At 28.8% G+C, this 24,877-nt stretch carries 24 protein-coding genes and 1 tRNA gene; 24 read left to right on the forward strand and 1 reads right to left on the reverse strand.

Translation table 11 applies throughout. The features are described 5' to 3' along the window. Positions 1-20: 20 nt before the first annotated feature. The gene (locus ABJG40_RS06015; protein WP_348023673.1) at positions 21-1,163 is read right to left on the reverse strand and encodes an acyl-CoA dehydrogenase; all 1,143 of its coding nucleotides are present in this window, start codon (positions 1,161-1,163) and stop codon (positions 21-23) included. A gap of 92 nt (positions 1,164-1,255) precedes the next feature. On the opposite strand from ABJG40_RS06015, the gene ABJG40_RS06020 reads away from it, so the two are divergent. The 24 genes from ABJG40_RS06020 to ABJG40_RS06135 all read left to right on the forward strand — a co-directional run bounded on the left by ABJG40_RS06020 (position 1,256) and on the right by ABJG40_RS06135 (position 24,869). Then, a complete protein-coding gene (locus ABJG40_RS06020; RefSeq protein WP_348023674.1) occupies positions 1,256-2,335 on the forward strand; it encodes an anhydro-N-acetylmuramic acid kinase in 1,080 nt (359 codons plus the stop codon). Positions 2,336-2,506: 171 nt separating this feature from the next. Further along, positions 2,507-3,919, forward strand: coding sequence for a sodium:proton antiporter NhaD (nhaD, locus tag ABJG40_RS06025; RefSeq protein WP_348023675.1), 1,413 nt, complete (start codon positions 2,507-2,509; stop codon positions 3,917-3,919). A gap of 148 nt (positions 3,920-4,067) precedes the next feature. After that, positions 4,068-4,757, forward strand: a complete 690-nt coding sequence (locus ABJG40_RS06030) for a MotA/TolQ/ExbB proton channel family protein (RefSeq protein WP_348023676.1) — start codon at positions 4,068-4,070, stop codon at positions 4,755-4,757. A gap of 1 nt (position 4,758) precedes the next feature. Next, positions 4,759-5,151: a biopolymer transporter ExbD gene (locus ABJG40_RS06035; protein WP_348023677.1), complete on the forward strand. Its 393-nt coding sequence runs from the start codon at positions 4,759-4,761 to the stop codon at positions 5,149-5,151. Positions 5,152-5,292: 141 nt separating this feature from the next. Then, the gene (locus ABJG40_RS06040; protein ID WP_348023678.1) at positions 5,293-6,123 is read left to right on the forward strand and encodes an energy transducer TonB; all 831 of its coding nucleotides are present in this window, start codon (positions 5,293-5,295) and stop codon (positions 6,121-6,123) included. A 17-nt stretch (positions 6,124-6,140) separates the two neighbouring features. Further along, positions 6,141-7,349 carry a folylpolyglutamate synthase/dihydrofolate synthase family protein gene (locus ABJG40_RS06045; RefSeq protein WP_348023679.1) on the forward strand — a complete coding sequence of 403 codons (1,209 nt, stop codon included), beginning with the start codon at positions 6,141-6,143 and terminating at the stop codon, positions 7,347-7,349. A gap of 58 nt (positions 7,350-7,407) precedes the next feature. Continuing rightward, positions 7,408-7,485 (forward strand) — tRNA-Val (locus ABJG40_RS06050). Between the two features lie 119 nt (positions 7,486-7,604). Next, on the forward strand, positions 7,605-8,588 hold the full coding sequence (locus ABJG40_RS06055; protein ID WP_348023680.1) for an SDR family oxidoreductase: 984 nt from the start codon (positions 7,605-7,607) through the stop codon (positions 8,586-8,588). Position 8,589: 1 nt separating this feature from the next. After that, complete coding sequence (locus tag ABJG40_RS06060) at positions 8,590-9,873, forward strand: nucleotide sugar dehydrogenase (RefSeq protein WP_348023681.1); 1,284 nt, start codon at positions 8,590-8,592, stop codon at positions 9,871-9,873. 2 nt (positions 9,874-9,875) lie between these two features. Further along, entirely contained in the window at positions 9,876-10,808 is a 933-nt protein-coding gene (locus ABJG40_RS06065; protein ID WP_348023682.1) for a Gfo/Idh/MocA family oxidoreductase, read from the forward strand. Positions 10,809-10,840: 32 nt separating this feature from the next. Continuing rightward, positions 10,841-11,266: an adenylyltransferase/cytidyltransferase family protein gene (locus ABJG40_RS06070; protein WP_348023683.1), complete on the forward strand. Its 426-nt coding sequence runs from the start codon at positions 10,841-10,843 to the stop codon at positions 11,264-11,266. A gap of 3 nt (positions 11,267-11,269) precedes the next feature. After that, the gene (locus ABJG40_RS06075; protein WP_348023684.1) at positions 11,270-11,701 is read left to right on the forward strand and encodes an adenylyltransferase/cytidyltransferase family protein; all 432 of its coding nucleotides are present in this window, start codon (positions 11,270-11,272) and stop codon (positions 11,699-11,701) included. A gap of 12 nt (positions 11,702-11,713) precedes the next feature. Continuing rightward, positions 11,714-13,036 carry a UDP-glucose/GDP-mannose dehydrogenase family protein gene (locus ABJG40_RS06080; RefSeq protein WP_348023685.1) on the forward strand — a complete coding sequence of 441 codons (1,323 nt, stop codon included), beginning with the start codon at positions 11,714-11,716 and terminating at the stop codon, positions 13,034-13,036. A gap of 5 nt (positions 13,037-13,041) precedes the next feature. After that, complete coding sequence (locus ABJG40_RS06085; RefSeq protein WP_348023686.1) at positions 13,042-14,001, forward strand: GDP-L-fucose synthase; 960 nt, start codon at positions 13,042-13,044, stop codon at positions 13,999-14,001. Between the two features lie 7 nt (positions 14,002-14,008). Further along, positions 14,009-15,136 (forward strand): GDP-mannose 4,6-dehydratase, encoded by a 1,128-nt coding sequence (gene gmd, locus ABJG40_RS06090; RefSeq protein ID WP_348023687.1) that lies wholly within the window; start codon positions 14,009-14,011, stop codon positions 15,134-15,136. 777 nt (positions 15,137-15,913) lie between these two features. Further along, on the forward strand, positions 15,914-16,516 hold the full coding sequence (locus ABJG40_RS06095; protein WP_348023688.1) for a hypothetical protein: 603 nt from the start codon (positions 15,914-15,916) through the stop codon (positions 16,514-16,516). A 1-nt stretch (position 16,517) separates the two neighbouring features. Then, entirely contained in the window at positions 16,518-17,432 is a 915-nt protein-coding gene (locus tag ABJG40_RS06100; protein WP_348023689.1) for an alpha-1,2-fucosyltransferase, read from the forward strand. Then, a complete protein-coding gene (locus ABJG40_RS06105) occupies positions 17,429-18,652 on the forward strand; it encodes an O-antigen ligase family protein (protein WP_348023690.1) in 1,224 nt (407 codons plus the stop codon). The genes ABJG40_RS06100 and ABJG40_RS06105 overlap by 4 nt, the downstream gene beginning before the upstream one ends. 27 nt (positions 18,653-18,679) lie before the next feature. Next, positions 18,680-18,868, forward strand: a complete 189-nt coding sequence (locus ABJG40_RS06110; protein ID WP_348023691.1) for a hypothetical protein — start codon at positions 18,680-18,682, stop codon at positions 18,866-18,868. Positions 18,869-18,894: 26 nt separating this feature from the next. After that, the gene (locus ABJG40_RS06115) at positions 18,895-19,995 is read left to right on the forward strand and encodes a glycosyltransferase (protein WP_348023692.1); all 1,101 of its coding nucleotides are present in this window, start codon (positions 18,895-18,897) and stop codon (positions 19,993-19,995) included. Then, positions 19,992-21,131 carry a glycosyltransferase gene (locus ABJG40_RS06120; RefSeq protein WP_348023693.1) on the forward strand — a complete coding sequence of 380 codons (1,140 nt, stop codon included), beginning with the start codon at positions 19,992-19,994 and terminating at the stop codon, positions 21,129-21,131. Before ABJG40_RS06115 ends, ABJG40_RS06120 begins: the two co-directional genes overlap by 4 nt. 67 nt (positions 21,132-21,198) lie before the next feature. Next, the gene (locus tag ABJG40_RS06125; protein WP_348023694.1) at positions 21,199-22,374 is read left to right on the forward strand and encodes a glycosyltransferase; all 1,176 of its coding nucleotides are present in this window, start codon (positions 21,199-21,201) and stop codon (positions 22,372-22,374) included. A 12-nt stretch (positions 22,375-22,386) separates the two neighbouring features. Further along, on the forward strand, positions 22,387-23,499 hold the full coding sequence (locus tag ABJG40_RS06130; RefSeq protein WP_348023695.1) for a polysaccharide pyruvyl transferase family protein: 1,113 nt from the start codon (positions 22,387-22,389) through the stop codon (positions 23,497-23,499). Positions 23,500-23,507: 8 nt separating this feature from the next. Further along, on the forward strand, positions 23,508-24,869 hold the full coding sequence (locus ABJG40_RS06135; RefSeq protein WP_348023696.1) for a Coenzyme F420 hydrogenase/dehydrogenase, beta subunit C-terminal domain: 1,362 nt from the start codon (positions 23,508-23,510) through the stop codon (positions 24,867-24,869). The last annotated feature ends 8 nt before the right edge of the window (positions 24,870-24,877 follow it).

Raw genomic sequence — 24,877 nt, forward strand, 5'->3', positions numbered from 1 at the left:
TATTATGTATAAGGATTAATTTATCCTTTTATAACTCCTCTAGAAATTACAATTTTTTGAATCTCAGAAGTACCTTCGTAAATCTGTGTAATTTTTGCATCTCTCATTAGCCGTTCAACATGGTATTCTTTTACAAAACCATTACCACCATGAATTTGAACAGCTTCTACAGTTTGTTCCATGGCAACTTTACTTGCGTATAATTTTGCCATTGCAGATGACATATCATAATTATTGCCTTGGTCTTTGTCCCAAGCAGCTTTTGTAACTAGCATTCTTGCAGCCTCAATTTCTGTGTACATATCTGCTAGTTTAAATGCAATTGCTTGATGATTGCAAATTTCTGTGCCAAAAGCTTTACGTTCTTTAGAGTATTTTAACGCTAATTCGTAAGCTCCAGAAGCAATGCCTAAAGCTTGAGCAGCAATACCAATTCTGCCTCCAGAAAGTGTTTTCATTGCAAACTTAAAACCAAAACCATCTTCTCCAATTCTATTTTCTTTAGGCACTTTAACGTCGTTAAATTGCAAAGTATGAGTGTCTGAACCACGAATACCTAATTTGTCTTCCTTTGGACCAATATGAAAACCTTCTGTTCCTCTTTCTACAATAAAAGCATTAATTCCTTTATGACCTTTACTTCTGTCTGTTTGTGCAATTACTAAATAAATATCTGCACGCCCACCACTTGTAATCCAGTTTTTAGTTCCATTAATTACATAATGGTCTCCTTTGTCTTCTGCAGTGGTTGCTTGTGATGTTGCGTCTGAGCCAGCTTCTGGTTCGCTTAAACAAAAAGCACCAATAAACTCACCTGTTGCTAATTTTGTTAAATATTTTTGTTTTTGTTCTTCAGAAGCATATGCTTCTAAGCCATAACAAACTAAAGAATTGTTTACAGATACAATTACAGAAGCAGAAGCGTCTATTTTAGAAAGTTCTTCCATAATTAATATGTAAGAAATAGTGTCCATACCACTTCCTCCGTATTTTGGATCTACCATGATTCCTAAAAAACCTAGATTTCCCATTTTTTTTACTAACTCTTGTGGAAACTCTTGTTTATTGTCTCTTTCTATAACACCTGGTAGTAATTCTGTCTGGGCAAAATCTTTAGCGGCATCACGTATCATAAGGTGTTCTTCTGTTAAACTGAAATTCATCTGTATGTATTTTTGTTATATTCGTAATTTTATGTCTCAAAGATATCGATTTCGTAACTTATTTTCAATAGAGTTTTGTTAATTTTACAAATATGAATAAAAATGAAGTTTTTGCAATTGGGTTGATGTCTGGGACGTCCTTAGATGGTATTGATTTGGTTTATGTGAAGTTTGATAAAAAAAAATATCAAAATTTTGAAATTTTACATTCAGAAACTGTTTCCTATTCTAAAGAATGGATGTTTACTTTGCAAAATGCCATTCATTTTTCTTCTTCAGATTTAAAAAAGTTAGACGTTAATTATGGAAAACATTTAGGAAGTGTAATTAATAGTTTTATAAAAAAATTTAGAATTGATCTTATTGATTTTATAGCTTCTCATGGTCATACAGTTTTACATCAACCAGAAAAAGGAATTACACTTCAAGTTGGTTCAGGAAAAGAAATAGCAAATGTTACCAAACAAAAAGTGGTTTGCGATTTTAGAACGCAAGATGTAGAATTAGGTGGGCAGGGGGCTCCATTGGTCCCTGTTGGAGATGAGTTACTTTTTTCTGATTATGATTATTGTTTAAATTTAGGAGGTTTTTCTAATATTTCTTATCATAAAGAAGGTAAAAGAATTGCTTTTGATATATGTCCTGTAAATATTGTCTTAAATAAATATGCAAAAGAATTAGGTTTTGAATATGATGATAAAGGAAAAATTGCTGCTTCAGGAACTTTTTTAATGCAGTTAGAGTCTGAGTTAAGAATGTTAGATTATTATAAACAGTTGCCACCAAAATCTTTAGGATTAGAATGGGTGCAAAAAGAAATCTTTTCAAGATTAGAATCATCAAAAAGAAAACCAGAAGATTTATTGAGAACATTTACAGATCATATTGCTAGGGAAATTGCAAAAGTGTTACCTAAAGGAGTAAAGGTTTTGGTAACAGGTGGTGGGGCTTTTAATGAGTATTTAATTTATAAAATAAATTTTAATAAAAAAGTAAATTTAATAATCCCATCAATAGAATTAACAGATTTTAAAGAAGCGTTAGTTTTTGCTTTTTTAGGTTTGTTAAGAATTGATAATCAGGTTAATTGTTTGTCTAGTGTAACTGGTGCGCAAAAAGATCATTCCTCTGGAAAGGTGTTTTTACCTATTAGGGATTCAATAAAAATTTGAGCAATCATTTTTTTACTGTAAGTTTGTAGATAGACTGCTAACTTGTATTTTGTTTTTTTTGGGTGATAAAAGTCATGAAATGAAAGAGCAATTCTTCTGATATTTCGTCCAATTTAGCGATAAGTATAAAGATTAATGAAAAAATTAAAAAACAACAAATAAACAACAAAAATGGAATCAGTAATTATTATTGTATTTGTAATGGGGTATCTAGCCATTACATTAGAACATAACTTAAAATTAGATAAATTAATACCAGCTTTAATTATGATGGCCGTTTGTTGGGCGCTGGTGGCTTTGGGTGTAGATAATTTTACAAATTGGTTCGATTCTGCAAATCATGGTTTGGTAGATGGTTTTGCATCTATGATACATGATGATAAATTACATTTAGTAGAAGAAACATTATTACATCATTTAGGTAAAACTGCAGAAATATTGGTTTTTCTTTTAGGAGCAATGACAATAGTTGAAATAATTGATTATTTCGATGGTTTTTCTACTATTAAAGGATATGTAAATTTTAAAAGTAAAAAGAAACTATTGTGGATGTTTTCAATATTAGCTTTTGTTTTATCTGCAATTATAGATAATTTAACTGCAACCATTGTATTAATTTCAATCTTGCAAAAAATTGTTAAAAACAGAGATGAAAGAATTTGGTTTGCAGGTTTAATAATTGTTGCTGCAAATGCAGGTGGAGCTTGGTCACCTATTGGAGATGTTACCACAACAATGCTTTGGATTGGTAATAAAGTAAGTACTTTAAAACTTATTGAATATTTATTATTGCCTTCATTGCTATGTATGGCTATTCCTTCTTTTATTGCTACTTTTTTACCTGCGTTTAAAGGAGATATTGATTTTGATGAAAACGAAGTTGATAAGCCTAAAAGTAAGCACAGTGCAAGAATGTTGTATTTAGGGTTAGGGGCAATTTTATTTGTGCCAGTATTTAAAACGGTTACGCATTTACCACCTTATGTAGGGATGATGTTGTCTTTAGGGGTTGTAGCAACTTTTGCAGAAATATATAGTAATTCAAAATTCTCAATATCTAGTGTAGAGGGAGAAGAAGCTGTAGAACATGAGGCAGAAGCTCATCACAGTCCTGTTCATCATTCATTATCTAAAATAGAAATGCCAAGTATTTTATTTTTCTTAGGAATCTTAATGGCAGTAGCAGCTTTAGAATCATTAGGAATTTTATTTAATTTTGCTTCTACATTACAAGAAAATGTACCAATGATGGGGACAGAAATGCATGTTGAGGGAATTCATGGAGTTTCGGACTTAGTAGTAATGTTATTAGGTTTAGGTTCTGCTGTTATAGATAATGTTCCGTTAGTGGCTGCAAGTTTAGGAATGTTTTCAGAACCATTAGATAATGAGTTATGGCATTTTATTGCATTTTCTGCAGGTACAGGAGGTTCTATGTTAATAATAGGTTCTGCTGCAGGTGTGGTTGCAATGGGGATGGAAAAAATAGATTTCTTTTGGTATTTAAAAAATATATCTTGGTTAGCATTAATAGGTTTTGTTGTTGGTTCAGCAGTATTTATGGTTACTAGAACTCTGTTTTAATATAAAGCTAATAAATATAAAAATGTCATTTTGTTTTACAGCAAAATGGCATTTTTTTTGATGTAAAAAGAAATTGATTCTTTAATTTTGAAACAATTTAAAAAAAGAATAACCGTTAATAAAATAGAACTTTAAAAATTAGAATTGAATGATATCATTTTATCAAGAAAATAAAGAGTTTGTAGAAGAAGTTGTTTCTGAGAAAAAAACACTTTCAATCTATAATTTAATTATGGATGGTGGTTTAGGAGGACAAATAATTATAGCGATACTTTTTGTGTTATTAACTGTTGCTTTATATATTTATTTCGAACGTTTTTTTGCTATAAAAGCTGCTTCAAAAATTGATCAAAATTTTATGAACCAGATAAAGGAATATATTTCAAATAGTAAGCTAGAGTCTGCAAATGCGCTTTGTAAAAGTAAAAACACACCTACAGCAAGATTAATTGGTAAAGGTATTTCTAGAATAGGGAAGCCTTTAGAGGATATAAATACAGCAATTGAAACAGCGGGTAAACTTGAGGTTTATCAACTAGAAAAAAATGTAAGTATTTTAGCAACAATTGCAGGTGCAGCTCCTATGATTGGTTTTTTAGGAACTGTAATAGGTATGATTGTTGCAATTCACGAAATAGCAAATGCAGGAGGGCAAATAGATATAAAAATGCTTTCAGACGGATTGTATACAGCAATGACAACAACAGTTGCAGGTTTAATTGTTGGTATTATAGCTTACATTACCTATAATCATCTGGTGGTAAGAACAGATAAAGTTGTCTATCAAATGGAAGCTAAATCTGTAGAGTTTTTAGATTTATTAAACGAACCAGTTTAGTATGAATTTAAGAGGAAGAAATAAAGTAGACCCATCATTCAATATGTCATCAATGACAGATATTGTTTTTTTGTTGTTAATATTTTTTATGCTAACATCTACATTAGTAACCGTAAGTGCTATAGATGTTTTGTTGCCAAAAGCAGGAGGGAAAACAGAAAACAGTAAATCAATAGCAATAACAATAACTAGTAAATCTTTGTTTTATATAGATAAAACTAAAGTAAGTTCGGCTAAACTAGAAAGTGAAATTTTAAGAGAAGTAGGGGTAGATAAAAAGAGAACTATTGTTATTAGAGGGGATAAAGATGTACCTTATAAAAATGTAATGAAGGTAATTGATATTGCAAATAAAAATAAATTAAAAATGATTTTAGCAGTAAAAGGAAAATAATATTTTGGGCGTTTTAACAGGCTTTCCATTATATCTTTTTGCAGAAAAAGCAAAAAGGATGTCATTTCAATCCCTAACGCTATGGCTAATCTAAAAAAGGAATTACTTCATTATTCTAATAGAAATATTTAATATATAGAGTTGAAAATATTAGAAACAAAACATAAACGTAAATCTGCTGTAATCACAGCATTAATTCTGTTGCTTTTAATTTTCGGAATTTTTAATTACGGAATGCAATATCTAGATCCACCAGAAGAATATGGTATTGCAATTAATTTTGGAACTTCAGAAATTGGAAGTGGAGATCCAGTTTATAAAACAAAAAAAGTTTCTACACCTAAGGTTGTTGAAAAGCAAGAGGTTGTAAAAGAAGAGGTTAAAGAAGTTTCAAAAGAAATAATTAAAGAAGAAATTATTACAGAAGATGCTGCTAAAGATGTTCCAGTGGTAGAAAAGGTTAAAGAAGTTAAAAAAGAACCTGTTAAAGAAGTAGTAGAAAAAGAAGTAAAAAAAGAGACTCCAAAACAAAAACCATCCAAAGAAACTCAAGATGCATTAAATAATTTATTAAACGGTAATTCTTCAGATGGAGAGCCAAAAGGAGAAGGAGATAATAATGAGCCAGGAGTTAAAGGAGATAAAAATGGAGATCCAGATTCGTCCAAGTATTATGGAAATACAGGAACTGGTTCTGGAGGGAATTATAATTTAGCAGGTAGAAAAGCGCTTTCTAAACCAAAACAACAACCAGATTGTGAAGAAGAAGGGACAGTTGTAGTAAGAATTCATGTAGACAAAAACGGTAAAGTTGTTTATGCTCAAGCAGGAGTGCAAGGAACAACAAATTCTGCACCTTGTTTATTAAAGCCAGCAAAAGAAGCAGCTTTAAAAACAAAATGGAATTCAGATAGTAAAGCACCAGCAAATCAAGTCGGAACTATTATATATAAGTTTTCTCTCTCTAAATAATCACGTATTTTTGTAAAATGAATTATCAACAAACGTTAGACTGGATGTTTGCACAATTGCCTATGTATCAAAGAGAAGGTAAAACAGCATTCAAAAAAGACTTATCAAATACATTTGCATTTTCAAAAGAATTAGGTTTTCCAGAGAAAAGATTCAAATCAATTCATGTTGGAGGAACAAACGGAAAAGGTTCTACAAGTCATATGTTAGCTTCAATTTTGCAAGAAGCAGGGTATAAAGTTGGTCTGTATACTTCTCCTCATTTAAAAAACTTTACAGAAAGAATAAGAATCAATGGAAATGAAATTCCTAAGAGAAAGGTTTCTTCATTTATAAATAAGAATAAAGATTTTTTAGAAAATCAAAAATTATCTTTTTTTGAAATGACTGTAGGTTTAGCTTTTGATTATTTTGCAAGCCAAAAAGTAGATATTGCTATTATAGAAGTTGGTTTAGGAGGAAGGTTAGATTCAACAAATATTTTAACTCCAGAAGTTTCAGTTATTACAAACATAGGTTTAGATCATACTCATTTTTTAGGCGAAACATTACCAGAAATTGCATATGAAAAAGCAGGAATTATAAAAAAGAATATCCCTGTTATAATTGGTGAAGAGCAAGAAGAAGTGAAAAATGTTTTTGTTGCTAAAGCAGATGAGTGTAAATCTTCAATACATTTCGCTTCAGATGTTGATAAGAGTTACAAAACTGATTTATTAGGAGATTATCAAAAGAATAATACAAAAACAGCTGTTGAAGCAATCCGTAAATTAAAAGGTTTTGATGTTTCAGAAGAAAACATAAAAAAAGGTTTGTTAAATGTTGTGAACAATACAAATCTAAAAGGAAGATGGCAGGTTTTGCAAAACAATCCAAAGGTAATCTGTGATACAGCTCATAATAAAGAAGGGTTGAGTGTTGTTTTAAAACAATTAAAAAAAGAAAATTTTAAAAAGATACATTTTGTTTTAGGTGTAGTTTCAGATAAAAAATTAGAAGATATTTTACCTCTTTTTCCAAAAGAAGCAACTTATTATTTTAGTAAACCAGATATTCCAAGAGGAATGTCAGAACAAGTTTTACAAGAAAAAGCTGCTTTTTTTGAATTAATTGGGAAAAAATATTTTTCTGTAAGTGAAGCTTATAAAATGGCATTAACAAATGCTAATCAGCAAGATATAATTTATGTTGGAGGAAGTACTTTTGTGGTTGCTGAAATAATTTAAAAAAAAATCTTTTTTTATTTGTCAAACTCGAAAAGGGTTGTATATTTGCAACCGCTTAGGGCAATTAGCTCAGTTGGTTCAGAGCACCTCGTTTACACCGAGGGGGTCGGGGGTTCGAATCCCTCATTGCCCACCAATTAAAATCCTTCACATTTGTGAAGGATTTTTTCTTTTTAATAGTTTTGTTGTAAAGTAATTAGTCATTCTTTTTGTTATATTTGTTTTTCTTTAAAAAACAGCTATAAATATTTTACAATGGAAGTAGAATTGTCAAAAAAAAAGATTCTTGTTACTGGTGGTGCCGGATTTATAGGTTCTAATCTTAGTGAAGAGTTACTTAATAGAGAAAATTTTGTTGTTTGTTTAGATAATTTTTCCACAGGAAAAAGAGAAAATATTTCTTCATTTATAGATAATCCTAATTATAAGTTGATTGAAGGAGATATCAGGAATCTAGATGATTGTTTTTTGGCTACTAAGGATGTTGATTATGTTTTGCATCAAGCAGCGCTAGGTTCAGTTCCTAGGTCTATAAAAGATCCAATTACAACAAATGATGTAAATGTTTCAGGGTTTTTAAATATGTTGGTTGCTGCTAGAGATAATAATGTTAAAAGGTTTATCTATGCAGCAAGTTCTTCTACGTATGGAGATTCAGAATCACTGCCAAAAGTAGAAGATGTAATAGGAAAACCATTATCTCCTTATGCTGTTACAAAATATGTGAATGAATTGTATGCAGATGTTTTTTCTAAAACATATGGTTTAGAAACAATTGGTTTGAGATATTTTAATGTTTTTGGAAGAAGGCAAGATGCAAATGGTGCTTATTCAGCTGTAATTCCAAAATTTATCAACTTGTTAATGAAAGGAGAGTGCCCTGTAATTAATGGTGATGGTTCTTATTCAAGAGATTTTACTTATATAGATAATGTAATTCAAGCAAATATTTTGAGTTTAGTTTCTCAAAATAAAGAGTCTATAAACCAAGTTTATAATGTTGCTTTCGGAGAAAGAAATACTTTAAATGATTTAGTTGGATATTTAAAAGAATATCTATCTGATTTTGATACAAATATTCTGAAAGTTAAGGTGAAATATGGAGGTAAAAGAGAAGGAGATATTCCTCACTCTCACGCAGATATTCAAAAAGCAAAAGATAGTTTAAATTATAATCCAGCGTTCTCTTTACAAGAAGGGTTAAGGAAGTCAATTAAATGGTATTGGGAAAATATATAGAATGGAGCAAATAAAGATAGCGATAATAGGTTTAGGTTATGTAGGGTTGCCGTTGGCAAGATTGTTTGCGACAAAATATCCTGTTGTAGGTTTTGATGTAAATGAAAATCGAGTTTCTGAGTTAAAATCTGGAATAGATAAAACTTTAGAAGTTGATAAGGAAACCTTACAAGGAGTTTTGGTTAAAGAAAAATCAATTGAAAATGGCCTTTTTTGTTCGTCAACAATCACTGATATAGTAGATTGTAACTATTTTGTTGTAACAGTTCCAACACCAGTAGATAAAAATAATAGACCGGTTTTAACTCCCTTAATTAAAGCAAGCGAAACAGTTGGTGGTGTACTTAAAAAAGGAGATGTTGTTATTTATGAGTCTACAGTTTATCCTGGTGCTACAGAAGAAGATTGTGTGCCAATATTAGAAAAAATTTCAGGATTTAAGTTTAATAAAGATTTTTTTGTAGGATATTCTCCAGAAAGGATCAATCCAGGAGATAAAAAACATACCGTAGATAAAATCTTAAAAGTAACTTCTGGTTCTACAAAAGAAACAGGAAAAAAGGTAGATAAATTATACGCTTCAGTAATATCTGCAGGAACACATTTAGCGCCTACAATTAAAGTTGCAGAAGCGGCAAAAGTTATAGAAAACTCACAAAGAGATATTAATATTGCTTTTGTTAATGAGTTGGCTAAAATTTTTGGTTTGATGGATATTAATACGCAAGATGTTTTAGAAGCAGCTGGTACAAAATGGAATTTCTTGCCTTTTAAACCAGGTTTGGTTGGTGGTCATTGTATTGGGGTTGATCCCTATTATTTAGCTCAAAAAGCTCAAGAATATGGATATCATCCAGAAATTATTTTAGCAGGAAGAAGAGTAAATGATGGAATGGGTAAATATGTTGCTTCTGAAGTTGCAAAACTAATGATTCAAAAGGATATTGAAGTTAAAGCAGCAGAGGTTTTAGTACTTGGAATAACTTTTAAAGAGAATTGCCCAGATGTTAGAAACACAAAAGCTGTTGATTTAATTTATGAATTAAAAGATTATGGAGCTAATGTTACAATTTTTGATCCTCATGCAAATTCAAATGAAGTTGAGAGAGAATATGATTTGGAATCAAAAATGATATTGCCTTCTAAAGAATTTGATGCAATAGTTTTAGCGGTTTCTCATAAGGAATTTCAAAATTTAAATTTTGAAAAAATTAAAAAAGAAAAATCAATTGTATACGATGTAAAGAATTTTTTAAATTCAGAATTCGTAGATAAATCATTATAAAGATGAAAAACTTTGCTTTAATAGGTGCTGCAGGGTATATAGCACCAAGACATTTAAGAGCTATAAAAGAAACAAATAATCAATTGATTGCTGCTCTAGATAAATTTGATAGTGTTGGCGTAATGGATAGTTATTTTCCAAATGCAGATTTCTTTGTAGAATTTGAAAGGTTTGATCGTCACATAGAAAAATTAAAAAGAGCAGGAACACAGTTAGATTATGTAAGTATTTGTACTCCTAACTATTTACACGACTCACATATTAGAATGGCTTTACGAAGGGGAGCAGATGCAATTTGTGAAAAACCCTTAGTTTTAAACCCTTGGAATGTTGAAGCTTTAAAAGATATTGAGAAAGAATCTGGTCAAAGAATAAATACAATTTTACAACTAAGATTACATCCTAGTATTATCAAATTAAAGAAAAAAGTTGAAGCTGCAAGTAATAAAGAAAAGTTTGATGTAGATCTAACCTATATAACTTCACGAGGAAAATGGTATGATATTTCATGGAAAGGAGATGAAAGTAAATCAGGAGGAATTGCAACAAATATAGGGGTACATTTCTATGATATGTTATCATGGATTTTTGGTGAAGTTCAAGAAAACATAGTTCATTTAAGGGAAAAAGATAAGTCTGGGGGGTATTTAGAATTTAAAAAAGCAAGAGTAAGATGGTTTTTATCTATTAATGAAAACGATCTACCTAAAGAAGTGAGAAAAAAAGGACAAAGAACTTTTAGGTCTATCAATATTGATGGAGTAGAACTAGAGTTTAGCTCAGGCTTTACAGATTTACATAACGTAAGTTATCAAGAAATCTTAAAAGGAAATGGTTTTGGGTTAGGTGATTCTGAAGAATCTATAAAAATTGTCCACAAGATTAGGAATTCAGAAATTAGTAAAATAGGTGAAAAACACCTGTTTATTAAATAAATAAATAAGTATATATTTGCAAAAAATAAATCATGAAGAAAAAAGCTATTATAGTATCAGGTTACTTTAATCCTATTCATAAAGGGCATTTAGAATATTTTAATAATGCGAAAGCATTAGCAGATGAACTTTTTGTTATTGTAAATAGCGATTTGCAAAGAGGATTAAAAGGTTCAAAAGAATTTCAAAAAGAAGAAGAAAGGTTATTTATAGTTCAGAATATTAAAGCGGTAGATAAAGCTATTATTTCTATTGATAAAGATAGAACTGTTTGTGAATCTATTCGTTCTTTTTTTGAAGCATATGGGCAAGAATATGATTTAGGTTTCGCTAATGGAGGAGATCAAGATAACAATTCAATTCCTGAAGCTCCAATATGTAATGAGTTAAATATTCAGTTAATAGATGGTTTAGGAGATAAAATTCAATCTTCATCATGGTTGTTAAATAAAAAATAAGTTATGAAAGTAGGAATTACTTTTAGTGCATTTGATCTGTTTCATGCAGGACATGTAAAAATGTTAGAAGATGCAAAAGCTGAGTGCGATTATTTAATTTGTGGTTTACAAACTGATCCAACATTAGATCGTCCAGAAAAAAATATGCCAATTCAATCTGTTGTTGAGAGGTATATTCAATTAAAAGGTTGTAAATATGTAGATGAGATTGTTCCTTATGCAACAGAACAAGATTTAGAAGATGTTTTGAGATCTTTTAAAATTGATGTGCGTATTGTAGGAGATGAATATGCTAGTAAGCCTTTTACAGGAAGAGAATATTGTGAGCAAACAGGAATAGAACTTTTCTACAATAAAAGAGAACACCGTTTTTCTAGTAGTGGATTGAGGAAAGAAGTGCAAGAAAAGGAAAATTCAAAAATAAATAATAAATAAATAAAATTATTAATGAATATATCTGTAGTAGGTTCTGGTTATGTTGGGTTGGTTTCAGGTACATGTTTTGCAGAAATGGGAAATCATGTAACTTGTGTAGACATAGATCCAGTAAAGATTGAAAAATTAAACAAAGGTATTATTCCAATTTTTGAACCAGGGTTAGAAACTATGGTTTTGAAAAATGTAAAAAATAAAAATCTAGATTTTACAACAAGTTTGTCAGATTCAATTTTAAATGCAAAAATTGTTTTCATTGCTGTTGGAACTCCAATGGGAGATGATGGTTCTGCAGACTTACAATATGTTTTGGCTGTTGCTAAATCTATAGGTCAATCAATGATAAAAGAAATTGTAGTTGTAGACAAATCTACGGTGCCTATTGGTACAGCAGATAAAGTGAAAGCAACAATTCAAACAGAATTAGATAAGAGAGGTGTTGATCTTAATTTTCATGTTGTTTCTAATCCAGAGTTTTTAAAGGAAGGAGCTGCTATTGATGATTTTATGAAACCAGATAGAGTTGTGATTGGAGCAGATTCAGATTATGCTTTTGAAGTAATGAAACAATTGTATTCGCCATTTTTCAGAACACATGATCGTTTTATAACGATGGATATTCGTTCCGCAGAAATGACAAAATACGCAGCAAATACTATGTTAGCAACAAAAATTTCATTTATGAATGAAATAGCAAATATTTGTGAAAGAGTAGGAGCAGATGCTAATAAAGTGAGAATTGGTATTGGGTCTGATAAAAGAATTGGTTATAGTTTTATTTATCCAGGTGCAGGCTATGGTGGATCTTGTTTTCCTAAAGATGTTAAGGCTCTTAAAAAAATAGCTGAAGAAAACGGTTATAAGGCAAGTTTAATTGAATCTGTAGAGAATGTTAATGATGCTCAAAAATTAGTGATAGCAAATAAAATTGTAAAACGTTTTGGTGAAGATTTAACAGGAATGACGTTTGCCTTATGGGGTTTAGCATTTAAACCTGGTACCGACGATATGCGTGAAGCACCTGCAATTTATATAGTTAAAGAATTGGAGAAAAGAGGGGCAAAAGTTAAAGCCTATGACCCAAAAGCGATTGAAGAAGCAAAAGAATGTTATTTAAAAGAAGCCAAAAATATTACTTATTATAATTCTAAGTACGAAGTTTTACAAGATGCAGATGCCTTAATTTTATTAACGGAATGGAAAGAATTCCGTTCTCCAGATTTTGTGGAAATTAAACAACAGTTGAAAAACGCGATTATTTTTGATGGTAGAAACCAATACAATGCATTTAATTTAGAAGAAGAAGGATTTGAATATTTTCAAATAGGAAAGTAAAAGTAATGAATAAAGATACAAAAATTTATATTGCAGGTCATCGAGGTATGGTTGGTGCTGCAGTTTGGAGAGCGCTAGAGCAAAAAGGCTATACAAATTTAATAGGAAAAACTAGTAAAGAATTAGATCTAAAAGATCAAAAAGAAGTTTTAACTTTTTTAGAAAAGGAAAAACCAGAAGCTATTATTGATGCTGCTGCTAGAGTAGGAGGTATTTTAGCTAATAATGATTTTCCGTATCAATTTTTGATGGAAAATATGCAAATTCAGAACAATTTAATTGATGGTGCATTAAAAACAGGAATAGAGAAATTTGTCTTTTTAGGAAGCTCTTGTATTTACCCTAAATTAGCTCCCCAACCTTTAAAAGAAGAGTATTTATTGACAGATTCTTTAGAGCCTACAAACGAATGGTACGCCATAGCAAAAATTACGGGTGTAAAAGCTTGTCAAGCCATAAGAAATCAGTTTCAAAAAGATTATGTAAGTTTAATGCCAACAAACTTATATGGGTATTTTGATAATTTCGATTTAAAAACATCACATGTGTTACCAGCAATGCTTCGTAAATTTCATGAAGCCAAAAACAATAATCATTCAGATGTAACGCTTTGGGGAAGTGGAACTCCAATGCGAGAATTTCTTTTTGTAGATGATATGGCGGAAGCTGTAGTATATGCATTAGAAAATAAATTGCCAGAATATTTGTACAATGTTGGTTCAGGTAAGGATATTACTATAAAAGAATTAGCAGAAACTATTCAGAAAGCTACAGGTCATAAAGGTAATATTTTTTGGGATTCTGAAAAACCAGATGGTACACCAAGAAAATTAATGGATGTTTCTAAAATGAAAAATATAGGTTGGTGCTATTCAACCGAATTACAAGAAGGCATTGAAAAAACCTATGATTGGTTTTTAAATAATATAGATAATATAAAAGAAGTAAAATTACAAGTCAATTAAAAATCATATGAAAGTAGCATTAATTACAGGAATTACAGGGCAGGATGGTTCTTATTTAGCAGAGTTATTGTTAGAGAAAGGATATATGGTACATGGAATAAAAAGAAGAGCATCTCTATTTAATACTGATAGAATTGATCATTTATATCAAGATCCTCATGATCCAAATCAAAGATTAAAATTGCATTATGGAGACTTAACTGATTCAATGAATTTGACTCGAATTATTCAAGAATGTCAACCAGATGAAATTTATAACTTAGGAGCAATGTCTCATGTGAAAGTTTCCTTTGATATGCCAGAATATGTAGGTAATGTTGATGGCTTAGGAACTTTACGTATTTTAGAAGCAGTAAGAATTTTAGGTTTAGAAAAGAAAACTAGAATTTATCAAGCTTCTACTTCGGAATTATTTGGTGGATTGCCAGAAAATAAAAACGAAAGAGGTTTTTATGATGAAAACTCTCCTTTATATCCGCGTTCTCCATATGGTGTGGCAAAAATTTATGGTTTTTGGATTACTAAGAACTATAGAGAAGCTTATGATATGTTTGCTTGTAATGGGCTTTTATTCAATCACGAATCACCTAGAAGAGGAGAGACTTTTGTAACAAGAAAAATTACACGAGCAGTTGCTAAAATTGCTTTAGGGTTACAAGAAAAAATATTTTTAGGAAATTTAGAAGCTAAAAGAGATTGGGGGCACGCAAAAGATTATGTGCGAATGATGTGGATGATCTTGCAAGCAGATAAAGCTGAAGATTGGGTGATTGCGACAGGAGTTACGACAACTGTACGTGATTTTGTAAGAATGGCTTTTCAAGAAGTAGGTATAGAATTAGAATTTAAAGGTGAAGGAGTAGAAGAAAAGGCCTATGTTAAAGCTTGTAATCATAAAGAATTTCAAGTTGAAATTGGTAAAGAGGTTTTATCAATCGATCCTACTTACTTTAGACCAACAGAAGTAGATTTGTTATTAGGAGACCCTACAAAAGCAAAAGAAAAATTAGGTTGGGTACCAGAACACGATTTAGCTTCTTTAATAAAAGACATGATGAAAGGTGATGTAGCCTTGATGAAAAAAGATGTGGATTTGTTAAAAGCAGGTCATGAAATTTTGAAACAAGTAGAGTAAACTTCTTATATTAAATTTATGAATAAAACCATTATTTAAAATATACTGGTTTTATTTTTTCAGTCTAATACTAAATTTTTTAATTAAAAAAAATTGGAATATAAAAACTTAAAAAAAACTTTTGTAACAATAGGGGTTGTAAGAGTTCTTACTATTTTGTCTAATTTTTTCATAACATCCTTGTTGTTGAGGTTGTTAGATGTAGGGTCTTACGGAGTATATGCTGCAATGTTCTCACTTTTATCCTGGATATTTTTATTCGATATTGGTATAAGTAAAGGGATGAGAAATCATTTGACTAAATCATTAGTTAATAAAGATTTTCTTTTAGCGAAAAAATTAATAAGTACATCTTATATTACAACATTTATAATTGTATGCTTTTTTTTTTTATTAATATATTTTTTTACAAAGAATATTAATATTGCAAATTATTTAAACATTACGAAATATTCAAATGATAAAATTTATTCAATTTTTATTGTTTTTGTCTTAATAATGTTAAGTAAATTGTTTTTTGGTACAATAAATCAGATACTTTATGCTCATCATAAAAGTAGTTTGAATTCCATCAATGGGTTGATTATTAATTTACTTTTTATATTTGTGTTAATTGTTTTTCTGAAATTTTCATTAAATAATATTTTATTAGTATCCATTGGTTATGGTTTTTCTGTTTTAATTTCATATTTATTTCTGACAATCTATTTTTTTAGAAAAAATTATTCATTATTTCCTAGTTTTAAATTTTATTCAAAAGATTTAATTAAAATTATAATGGGTGATGGAATAAGAATTTTATTTATTCAGTTATTATTTTTCACATTTTTAGGGTTAGATCGATTTATTTTGTTAAAACATGTTTCTGCACTAGAAGTAACTAATTACGATATAATGTATAGAGTAATGAGTTTATTGCTTTTTCCATGGTCAATAATAGCACAACCATTATGGTCTTCTTATGCTGAAGCGTATAATCGAAAAGATATTTCTTGGATAAAAAATATGTATAAAAAATTATTATTAGTGTTTGGTTTTACCATATTAGGTGTGTTTATTTTAAGTTATTCTTTTGATTTTATTACGGAATTATGGATAGGTAAAGTTTTGGAAGTTGATCTTAATATATTGTTTTTAACAGGTTTATTGATTTTATTGATTATGTGGTCTACAATGCATACAGATATTTTATTTGGATTAAGTAAATTTCGTATTCCTTTAATCTCAGCTTCGTTAGGATTCATAGTTAAAATTATTTTCATTTTTGTTGCTATAAACACAGGATTTGATATTTTTAAGTTATTAATTAGTTCTATTGCTGCATATGGGATGTTTTGTGTAATTGCGCCTATTAATGTTTTTAAACTATTAAAGAGTTAATATGAAAAATGTTTTTGTAAATGTTAAGTTAAGTAAAATTGATCTATTGGGATTTAGAATAGGTGGGGCTGGATTGGGAAATATATTATTTCCATGGGCTAGAGGAGTTGTTTTTGCTAAAAAAAATAAATTAAAAAAAATAAATTCAACATGGATCACTTTTAAGTTTGGTACTTATTTAAGAAAAGAGAAAGATAAAAGAAACTATCACAATATTTTTTTGGAAAAGAATATTGGTGGAATAAGAAAAATGATGTATTTGTTTATTGGTAAACATTTTAGTGAAAATGAAATAATAGGAAATAAAATTGAATCAACATTTAGGCCAAGTATCATTACTTTTTTTGGTATGAAGAATCAAATGAATGATATTATTAATGATCAGAAAATTGTTAAAGAAGAACTTTTTAAAATATTAAGGGATAAGCATTTAAAATTAGCTGAAAAACACACACCAAAATCAATAGCAATTCATATACGTTTGGGGGATTTTAGTATACCAAATAATGAAAAAGATATAAGAAATGGCAAAACAAACTGTAGATTACCTTTAAATTGGTACGTGGAAATTATTTCTAATATAAGAAAGGAACTGTCAGATGATATTGACGTATTGGTTTTTTCTGATGGTAAGGATGAAGAATTAAAGCAAATTTTAGATTTACCTAATGTAAGTAGAGCAAAAGGAGGGACAGCTATTTCAGACATGCTATCATTATCATATGCTAAAATTTTGATAGCATCTAATAGTACTTTTAGTTTATGGGCTTCTTATTTAGGCCAAAATAGTACTATATGGTTTCCGGGAACTCATAGGGTTAAGCTTTTTAATAATGATAATGTATTTGAAGGTGAACTAGATTATAATGATAATATACCTTATGTTTTAATTGAAAATTTAAAAAACAAAAATTGAAGAAAATAATATATTTTATAGTTTTTTTTCTGTATTCAGGTTATTATGCTGTTTTAGCTTTACTTATTTCTTTTAATTTAGTGAGTTTTTCAAGATATATTACAGTACCATTGAGATTAGCAACATCAGGTCTAATGGTATATGTTATATTAAATGTAGGAATAAGCAATAATAATTTTTTTAAAAAGAAGAATGATTTATTATTAATTATTATTTGGAATGTTTTTTTTATAAAGGTGTTGGTTGAATTTAATATTGGTACAAGTTTGTTGAGAAGTTGGTATGAATATCTTTTTTATTGTATTAATTTTTGCGTCCTACCATATTTTATGTTTTCAAAACTTAATTTTACAAAATATAAGGACGTTATATTAAATGCTACCATATTTTCAGGATTTGTATTAGGTTGTATTAGCCTTTTTTTATATCGAGACCTTCTAATAATGGGGGTAGGTAGGATCTCAGAGGCAGCATATCTAGATAATAAAATAGAAACGATAAGCCCACTTGCTTTATCTTACTGTTCAGTTTTAACTATAGCACTCTCTGTTTATCAATTATTGTTTCAAAAAGGAATTAATCTAAAGTTTAAATACTACTATTATGTAAATATTGTTCTCTCTTTTATTATGTTTTTTTTAGGTGCTTCTCGAGGGTCTGTGATTGCACTTTTTTTTAGTATATTAATTTTTTATTTTTTCACTAATAAAAAAGTAAAAACGAAAATAATAAAATTAATATTAATTTCAATTCCCTTAATAATTATTGGAGTTATTAAAACCAAAAGCCTTGTTTTTGAAAGGATTTTTAACTCCTCTTCCAAAGTAAATATTGATAATTTTGGTAGGGGTGATTTATGGAGATTAGCTTTTAAAGATTTTGTTAATAACCCATTTTTTGGGGGGCACATAGAATTAATTAATATTCCTGGTTATCGTGATGGTATGGCTGGTAATATATATCCACATAATATGATTTTAGAAGTTTTTATGTCTTCAGGGCTATTCATTGGGCTTCTTTTTATTACAGTTATTATTATTAATTTTAAGAAAATATTTTATCTAGTAAAAAATAATAATGAGAATATTTGGGTTTTTATTATTTTTATTCAAAGTTTTACACAACATATGTTTACAGGATCTATATATACAGCAGTTTTATTTTTCTTTACATTAGGTTTAATATCAGCTATTAAGTTTGATTATAAAACTATTTATTAGAATAATAAATAAAATGAATAAAATAAAATGAATAAAACGACATGCTTAATCTATAACAATGTCCAACATTATAGAGGTGGGATATTTAAGGCTTTAGATCAAGAATTAAAGATTGAATCTTATAGGGGTATTAAAAAGTTAGACGATAAAGAATTAGATTATTTTCAAAAAGAATTAATTAATATTAGTTTAATATTAAATAAAGATTTCTTATAAAATTACCCTTTTAATAATATATATATATGAGTAAAATAGCATTTATATTAAATTTTGCATCTTTTTATCGTCAGAATATTTTTCTAGATATAGAAAAAGAACTAAAGTGTGATTTTTACTTTGGGAATGTTGATAATGGAAGGATTAAAAAAATAGATTTTACTATTTTTAATAATAAAGTAGATGAATTTAATACAATAAAGTTAGTTCACAATTTTACATGGATGTGTGGAACTCTTTCATTATTGTTTAAACCATACGAAAAATATATTTTAACAGGAGAGCCTTATAGTATTTCAACTTGGTGTTTTTTAATTTTAAATAAACTCATTGGAAAGAAAACCTATTTATGGACACACGGTTGGTATGGAAATGAGGGAAGAATAAAAACTGTTATAAAGTATTTTTTTTATAAATTATCAGATGGCTTGTTCTTATATGGAAATTATGCCAAAGTTTTAATGTTAAAAGAAGGTTTTAAAGAAGAAGAATTACATGTTATATATAATTCTTTAGACTACAATAAGCAATTAGAAGTTAGAAATAATTTAAAAAAATCTAATATTTACACGAATCATTTTAAAAATGAATACAAAACATTGCTTTTTATAGGTAGGTTAACACCTGTTAAAAAGTTAAACCAGATCATAGAGGTGGTGTCTAATTTAAAAAAGAAAAATAAATATGTAAATGTTGTTTTTTTAGGTGATGGTTTAGAAAAGAACAGATTAATAGATTTATCTAAAGAACTAGGTATTGAAAAAAATTGTTGGTTTTATGGAGCTGTTTATGATGAGTTAGTTATTAGTGAGTTTATTTTTAATGCAGATTTATGTGTTTCACCTGGTAATGTTGGTTTAACAGCAATACATGCACTTATGTATGGTTTACCTGTTGTTACTCATAATAATTTACCTAATCAAATGCCTGAGTTCGAAGTCATAAAAGAAGGTATAACTGGGGGGTATTTTGAAGAAGATAATTTACTAGAATTAGAATTGAAAATAAGCCAATGGTTAGAAGGTGGGTGGGATAGAGAATCTACAAGAAAGAGTTGTTACAAAATAATTGATAATTATTACAACCCTAATTATCAAATAAAAATTTTTAAAGAAATATTAATATGAAAATTTCCCATGTAATATCATCAATAGATTCAAATTCTGGAGGTACAACAGAATACCTTCGTTTATTAACCAATCAACTTTCAGCAAAAATAGATAATGTTATTATAACTGATGTTAGTAGGACACCTGCAGAGTTTAATCTAAAAGTAATTATAGAGTCAGCTAAATCTAAAAGTAGTTTTTTAAATGTTTCTAATGATATTTCTAAAAAAATGAAACGAATAGAATGCGACTTATTTCATGGAAACGGATTGTGGCAATTTCCTGTTCATTCAATGTCTAAGGTTGCTTTTAAAAGAAATATACCTTATATTATTTCACCTCATGGTATGTTAGAACCTTGGTCTCTAAAACAAGGTAAAGTTAAAAAAGAAATAGCTTTAAAGTTATTTCAGTATAGAGATATTGCCAATGCAACATGCATACATGCAACAGCCCCTATGGAGGTAGAAAGTATTAGAAAACTAGGTTTTAAGAACCCTATAGCTGTAATACCGAATGGTATTGAATTATTAGAATTTTCAAAAGAAATACCAGAGAAATTGAGCAAACAAAAAAAAATATTATTTTTATCAAGAATACATAAAAAAAAAGGGATAGAAAACTTAATTGATGCATGGGAACTGATTGATAAAGAATATAAAAAAGATTGGAAAATTGAAATAGTTGGTAATGGTGATGAAAACTATATACAAATTCTAAAAAATAAAATAATTTCTAAGAATTTAATAAAAGAAATTGAAATTAAAGAACCCGTTTTTGGAGACCATAAAATTAAATTATTTAGAGAAGCAAGTTTATTTGTTTTGCCAACTTTTAGTGAAAATTTTGGTATTGTAATTGCTGAAGCATTAGCGGGTTATACGCCTGTAATTACAACTAAAGGAACTCCATGGGAAGATTTAAATAATTTTAATTGTGGTTGGTGGATTGATATAGGTGTAAAGCCATTAAAAAAAGCTTTAGAATTTGCTTTAAATACTAATGAACAAGAATTGTTTAAAATGGGACAAAATGGTAGAGATTTAATTGAAAATAAATACTCTATGGATTCTGTAGGGAAACAAATGATACAGCTTTATGATTGGATTTTAAATGAAAACAAAACAAAACCTAAATTTGTAGATATTTTATAATCAAAGAAGTTGGTTAATACCAACTATAATGTTTTAGGTAAAAACCCTTAATAAATCACATATTTCTATGGCTAGTATACTTTTTTTAATAGGAACTTATCCCAATTATGGAGGTACTGAAAAAGTTACAACATTTTTAGCGAATAAATTTTCTGAAGAAGGTCATGAAGTTGCTATTGCTTCTTTTGAGCAAACTGTTCCAGAGTTAATTAATGAACTTAGCAGTAATATAAAGTTAGTTGAATTGTCTTACCCTGTTCTAAAAAAAAATAATAAAATAATTTTAAGCAAAGCAATAAAGGATTTTAATGTTGATGTAATTATCAATCAATGGGCATTACCTTTTCAGACAAATATTTTATGCAATAGAGCCATTGGTAATAAAAAATGTAAAATAATTTCTGTTTTTCATAATGCGCCAAATAAAAATGCTCGTGTAACGGATATTGATATCGTATTGTCTGAGTCAGGTTTAAGTTTTTTTAAAAAGAAAATATTAAATTTAAAAAGGTTTTTTACGGAGTCAGTTATTAGGTTAAGTATGCATTATGTTTATAAGAATAGTGACCAATACGTAATTTTGTCAGAAAGTTTTAAAAAAATATTTTTTAATTATGCTATGCTTAAAAAGGCACCTAAGCTTTCTGTAATTACTAATCCATTGACTATAGAAGAAGTCAATTGGAAGATGTCTGATAAAGAAAAGGTTCTAATCTATGTTGGACGTATAGATTATAATCAAAAACGTGTGGAAAGAATTGTAGATCTTTGGAGTGAAGTTAATGAAAATTTAACAGGTTGGAAGCTTCAAATTGTTGGTGATGGACCTGAAAAAGAAAAATTGGAAATAAAAGTTAAAGAAAAAAACATCAAAAATATAAGTTTTGAAGGTTTTCAAAATCCTTTAGAATATTATAAAAGAGCTTCAATTTTACTACTAACTTCAGAGTATGAGGGGTTTGGTTTAGTTTTAGTAGAAGGTATGCAATATGGTGTTGTACCAATTGTTTATGGTAGTTATGAATCTGTATTTGATATTATAGAAAATGAAAAAACAGGGTTTATAACGGATGTTCCTTATAGGTCAGCAGATTTTGAAAGTATTATAAATAAACTGGTTTCGGATGAAAAATATTTGTTAGAAATAGCCGAAAACTGTGTTAAAGAATCTGAGAAATTCACAATATCTGAAATTTCTTTAAAGTGGAATGAGTTATTTGATAAATTAATTAATAATAAATAGATAATAAATAATATGAAAATAGGTCAACTAACTTTACCTTTTAATTGGAATTATGGAGGTATTTTACAAGGCTATGCCTTAAAAAAAACACTTCATAATTTAGGTCACGAAACTGTAATTATAAGTAGAAGGCGTAATCGAGATAAATTTATACCAAAAATGATTGTTTGGTTTAAATGGGAGGCTATTAAAGTGTTAAGTTTTATACCTTTTTTTAGAGCAATACCTCTTATTAGTGTAGAGGCTTTTAAACGTAAATATATTAAAGATTTTACACCTAATGTATACTCTGATAAAAGTTTACGTGAAATAGTAGGTAAACATGATTTTAAAGGTTATGTTGTAGGTAGTGATCAAATTTGGAATTATACTGCTGCTCCGCATATAAATGATGCTTTTCTAGATTTTGTTTCAGATAAAAAAGATATAAAGAGGGTTTCTTATGCTGCCTCTTTTGGAAGAGGTGTTTGGAAGTTTCCTAAGGAAGAAACTAAGATATGTAAAGAGTTGGTTAAAAAATTTGATGGAATTTCTGTTAGAGAAAAATCGGGAGTGACCTTGTGTAATGATTTCTTAGATATAAAGGCAGAACATCATGTAGATCCAACGATGTTACTTAATAAAGAAGACTACATAGATATTATTCAAAAATCTAATGTATCAGCATCAAATGGTAAATTATTGCTTTATATATTAGATAATACAGAATCTAAACAAGAAATCGCTAACAAAGTAACAAGTGAGTTGGGGTTAAAACCTTATGGTATAAGACAGTTTAAAAAAATTCAGGTTTTGCAAAATGCCATTAAAGGTATATATCCTTCTGTAGAACAATGGTTAAAAAGTTTTTATGATGCAGAGTTTGTAATTACCGATTCTTTTCATGGAACTATCTTTGCAATAATTTTTAATAAACCATTTATTACTGTAGGTAATAAAGAAAGAGGTATGGCTAGATTTGAATCTCTGTTAAAAGGTTTAAGCTTAATTGATAGGCTTGTTAATGATCCAAAAGAAGTTAATATAAGTTTAATTAAGCAAGTAATTAATTGGGATAGTATTAATAAACAGATTGATTTATATAGATCTGATAGTATGAGTTTTTTAAAGAATAATTTTAAATAATATTTAAGATGGAGGGAATCCCAAGTGTAATAAAGCATGTAGTTGAGAAAGATATGTGTACTGGTTGTGGAATCTGTACAAGTTTCTGTAGCAGTAAAGCTTTAAAAATGGATTGGAATGAATCTGGTTTTTTAGTACCTAATAAAATAGATGATTGTTCAGAAGATTCTTCATGTATTTCTGTTTGTCCTTTCAATCCTTTTCCAGAAGATGAAGTAAAAACAGAAACGGAAATAGCAAATATATTTTTACCAAATGATGACTCAACAAAGTTCCTTCCTAAATTAGGGAAATATAAAAATACTTATGTAGGCTATAGTAAAGAATATAGAGAAAGCTCTTCATCAGGAGGGATTGCAACTTATGTTACAAAAACGCTATTTAATGAAGGTGTTATCGATTATGTTATAAATGTTAAAGCAGTAGGTAATAAGTATTCATACGCTATAACAGGCGCTGATGATGATGTGAAATCGACTTCAAAAACTAGATATTATCCAGTAACAATGGAATCAGTTTTTGCAAAAATTGGTGATTTAGAAGGTAAAGTTGCTATTGTTGGGATTCCGTGTTTTTTAAAAGGAGTTCGATTAGCTCAGTTTAGAAATAAAACATTAAAGGATAAGATTGTGTTTACTATTGCAATTATATGTGGAGGTGTTAAAAGTAAGTTTTTTACAGAATATTTAGTGCAAAAAGCTGGTGTAAAAGATAGCTTAATAAAAAAAGTAGAATATAGGGTAAAAGATTTTAATAGTACAGCAGGTGACTATTCTTTCGGGGTAATAACAGAAGAGGAAAAGGAAATTCAAACTTTAAGAATGAGTAGCGTTGGTGATATGTGGGGTACTGGGCTTTTTAAATGTAATGCTTGTGACTTTTGTGATGATGTTTCTGGGGAATTAGCAGATATATCTTTAGGAGATGCTTGGATAAGACCATTTATAAATGAAGGAGGTGGTAATAATGTTATCGTTACTAGATCTATATTAGCAGATAAAATAATAAAAGAAGGAGGTAAAGCAGAGGTCTTAAAAGTTGACTTACTTCCAGAGTCAGAAGTAATAAGATCACAAAAAGGTAGTTATACACATAGGCAAGATTGTCTTCCTTATCGTATGAAGATATCAGATAATAAGGAATTACCACCTAAAAGGGTTTATAATAAATTTTTATCTCCAGAAGTTAAATTAGTTCAGCTTGCACGTAGGGTTACAAGAGCAAAAAGTTTGACCGTTTGGAAAGAAAATAAGGATGCTAATCTTTTTGATGAAGAAATGAAATCAGATTTGAAGTATCTGCGCACTATTACTAAGATCAGTCATTATAAAAGAGGTATTTTGGAAAGATTAAAAAAAATATTCAACTAAATTAATTT

Origin of the sequence: Polaribacter sp. (genome assembly GCF_039939415.1) — a bacterium.
GTDB lineage: Bacteria > Bacteroidota > Bacteroidia > Flavobacteriales > Flavobacteriaceae > Polaribacter.

Bases quoted from the DNA above. Each gene is read 5' to 3' on its own strand.
- ABJG40_RS06015 (WP_348023673.1), bottom strand. From the start codon at position 1,163: ATGAATTTCAGTTTAACAGAAGAACACCTTATGATACGTGATGCCGCT.
- ABJG40_RS06020 (WP_348023674.1), top strand. From the start codon at position 1,256: ATGAATAAAAATGAAGTTTTTGCAATTGGGTTGATGTCTGGGACGTCC.
- nhaD (WP_348023675.1), top strand. From the start codon at position 2,507: ATGGAATCAGTAATTATTATTGTATTTGTAATGGGGTATCTAGCCATT.
- ABJG40_RS06030 (WP_348023676.1), top strand. From the start codon at position 4,068: ATGATATCATTTTATCAAGAAAATAAAGAGTTTGTAGAAGAAGTTGTT.
- ABJG40_RS06035 (WP_348023677.1), top strand. From the start codon at position 4,759: ATGAATTTAAGAGGAAGAAATAAAGTAGACCCATCATTCAATATGTCA.
- ABJG40_RS06045 (WP_348023679.1), top strand. From the start codon at position 6,141: ATGAATTATCAACAAACGTTAGACTGGATGTTTGCACAATTGCCTATG.
- ABJG40_RS06055 (WP_348023680.1), top strand. From the start codon at position 7,605: ATGGAAGTAGAATTGTCAAAAAAAAAGATTCTTGTTACTGGTGGTGCC.
- ABJG40_RS06060 (WP_348023681.1), top strand. From the start codon at position 8,590: ATGGAGCAAATAAAGATAGCGATAATAGGTTTAGGTTATGTAGGGTTG.
- ABJG40_RS06065 (WP_348023682.1), top strand. From the start codon at position 9,876: ATGAAAAACTTTGCTTTAATAGGTGCTGCAGGGTATATAGCACCAAGA.
- ABJG40_RS06070 (WP_348023683.1), top strand. From the start codon at position 10,841: ATGAAGAAAAAAGCTATTATAGTATCAGGTTACTTTAATCCTATTCAT.
- ABJG40_RS06075 (WP_348023684.1), top strand. From the start codon at position 11,270: ATGAAAGTAGGAATTACTTTTAGTGCATTTGATCTGTTTCATGCAGGA.
- ABJG40_RS06080 (WP_348023685.1), top strand. From the start codon at position 11,714: ATGAATATATCTGTAGTAGGTTCTGGTTATGTTGGGTTGGTTTCAGGT.
- ABJG40_RS06085 (WP_348023686.1), top strand. From the start codon at position 13,042: ATGAATAAAGATACAAAAATTTATATTGCAGGTCATCGAGGTATGGTT.
- gmd (WP_348023687.1), top strand. From the start codon at position 14,009: ATGAAAGTAGCATTAATTACAGGAATTACAGGGCAGGATGGTTCTTAT.
- ABJG40_RS06095 (WP_348023688.1), top strand. From the start codon at position 15,914: ATGGGTGATGGAATAAGAATTTTATTTATTCAGTTATTATTTTTCACA.
- ABJG40_RS06100 (WP_348023689.1), top strand. From the start codon at position 16,518: ATGAAAAATGTTTTTGTAAATGTTAAGTTAAGTAAAATTGATCTATTG.
- ABJG40_RS06110 (WP_348023691.1), top strand. From the start codon at position 18,680: ATGAATAAAACGACATGCTTAATCTATAACAATGTCCAACATTATAGA.
- ABJG40_RS06115 (WP_348023692.1), top strand. From the start codon at position 18,895: ATGAGTAAAATAGCATTTATATTAAATTTTGCATCTTTTTATCGTCAG.
- ABJG40_RS06120 (WP_348023693.1), top strand. From the start codon at position 19,992: ATGAAAATTTCCCATGTAATATCATCAATAGATTCAAATTCTGGAGGT.
- ABJG40_RS06125 (WP_348023694.1), top strand. From the start codon at position 21,199: ATGGCTAGTATACTTTTTTTAATAGGAACTTATCCCAATTATGGAGGT.
- ABJG40_RS06130 (WP_348023695.1), top strand. From the start codon at position 22,387: ATGAAAATAGGTCAACTAACTTTACCTTTTAATTGGAATTATGGAGGT.
- ABJG40_RS06135 (WP_348023696.1), top strand. From the start codon at position 23,508: ATGGAGGGAATCCCAAGTGTAATAAAGCATGTAGTTGAGAAAGATATG.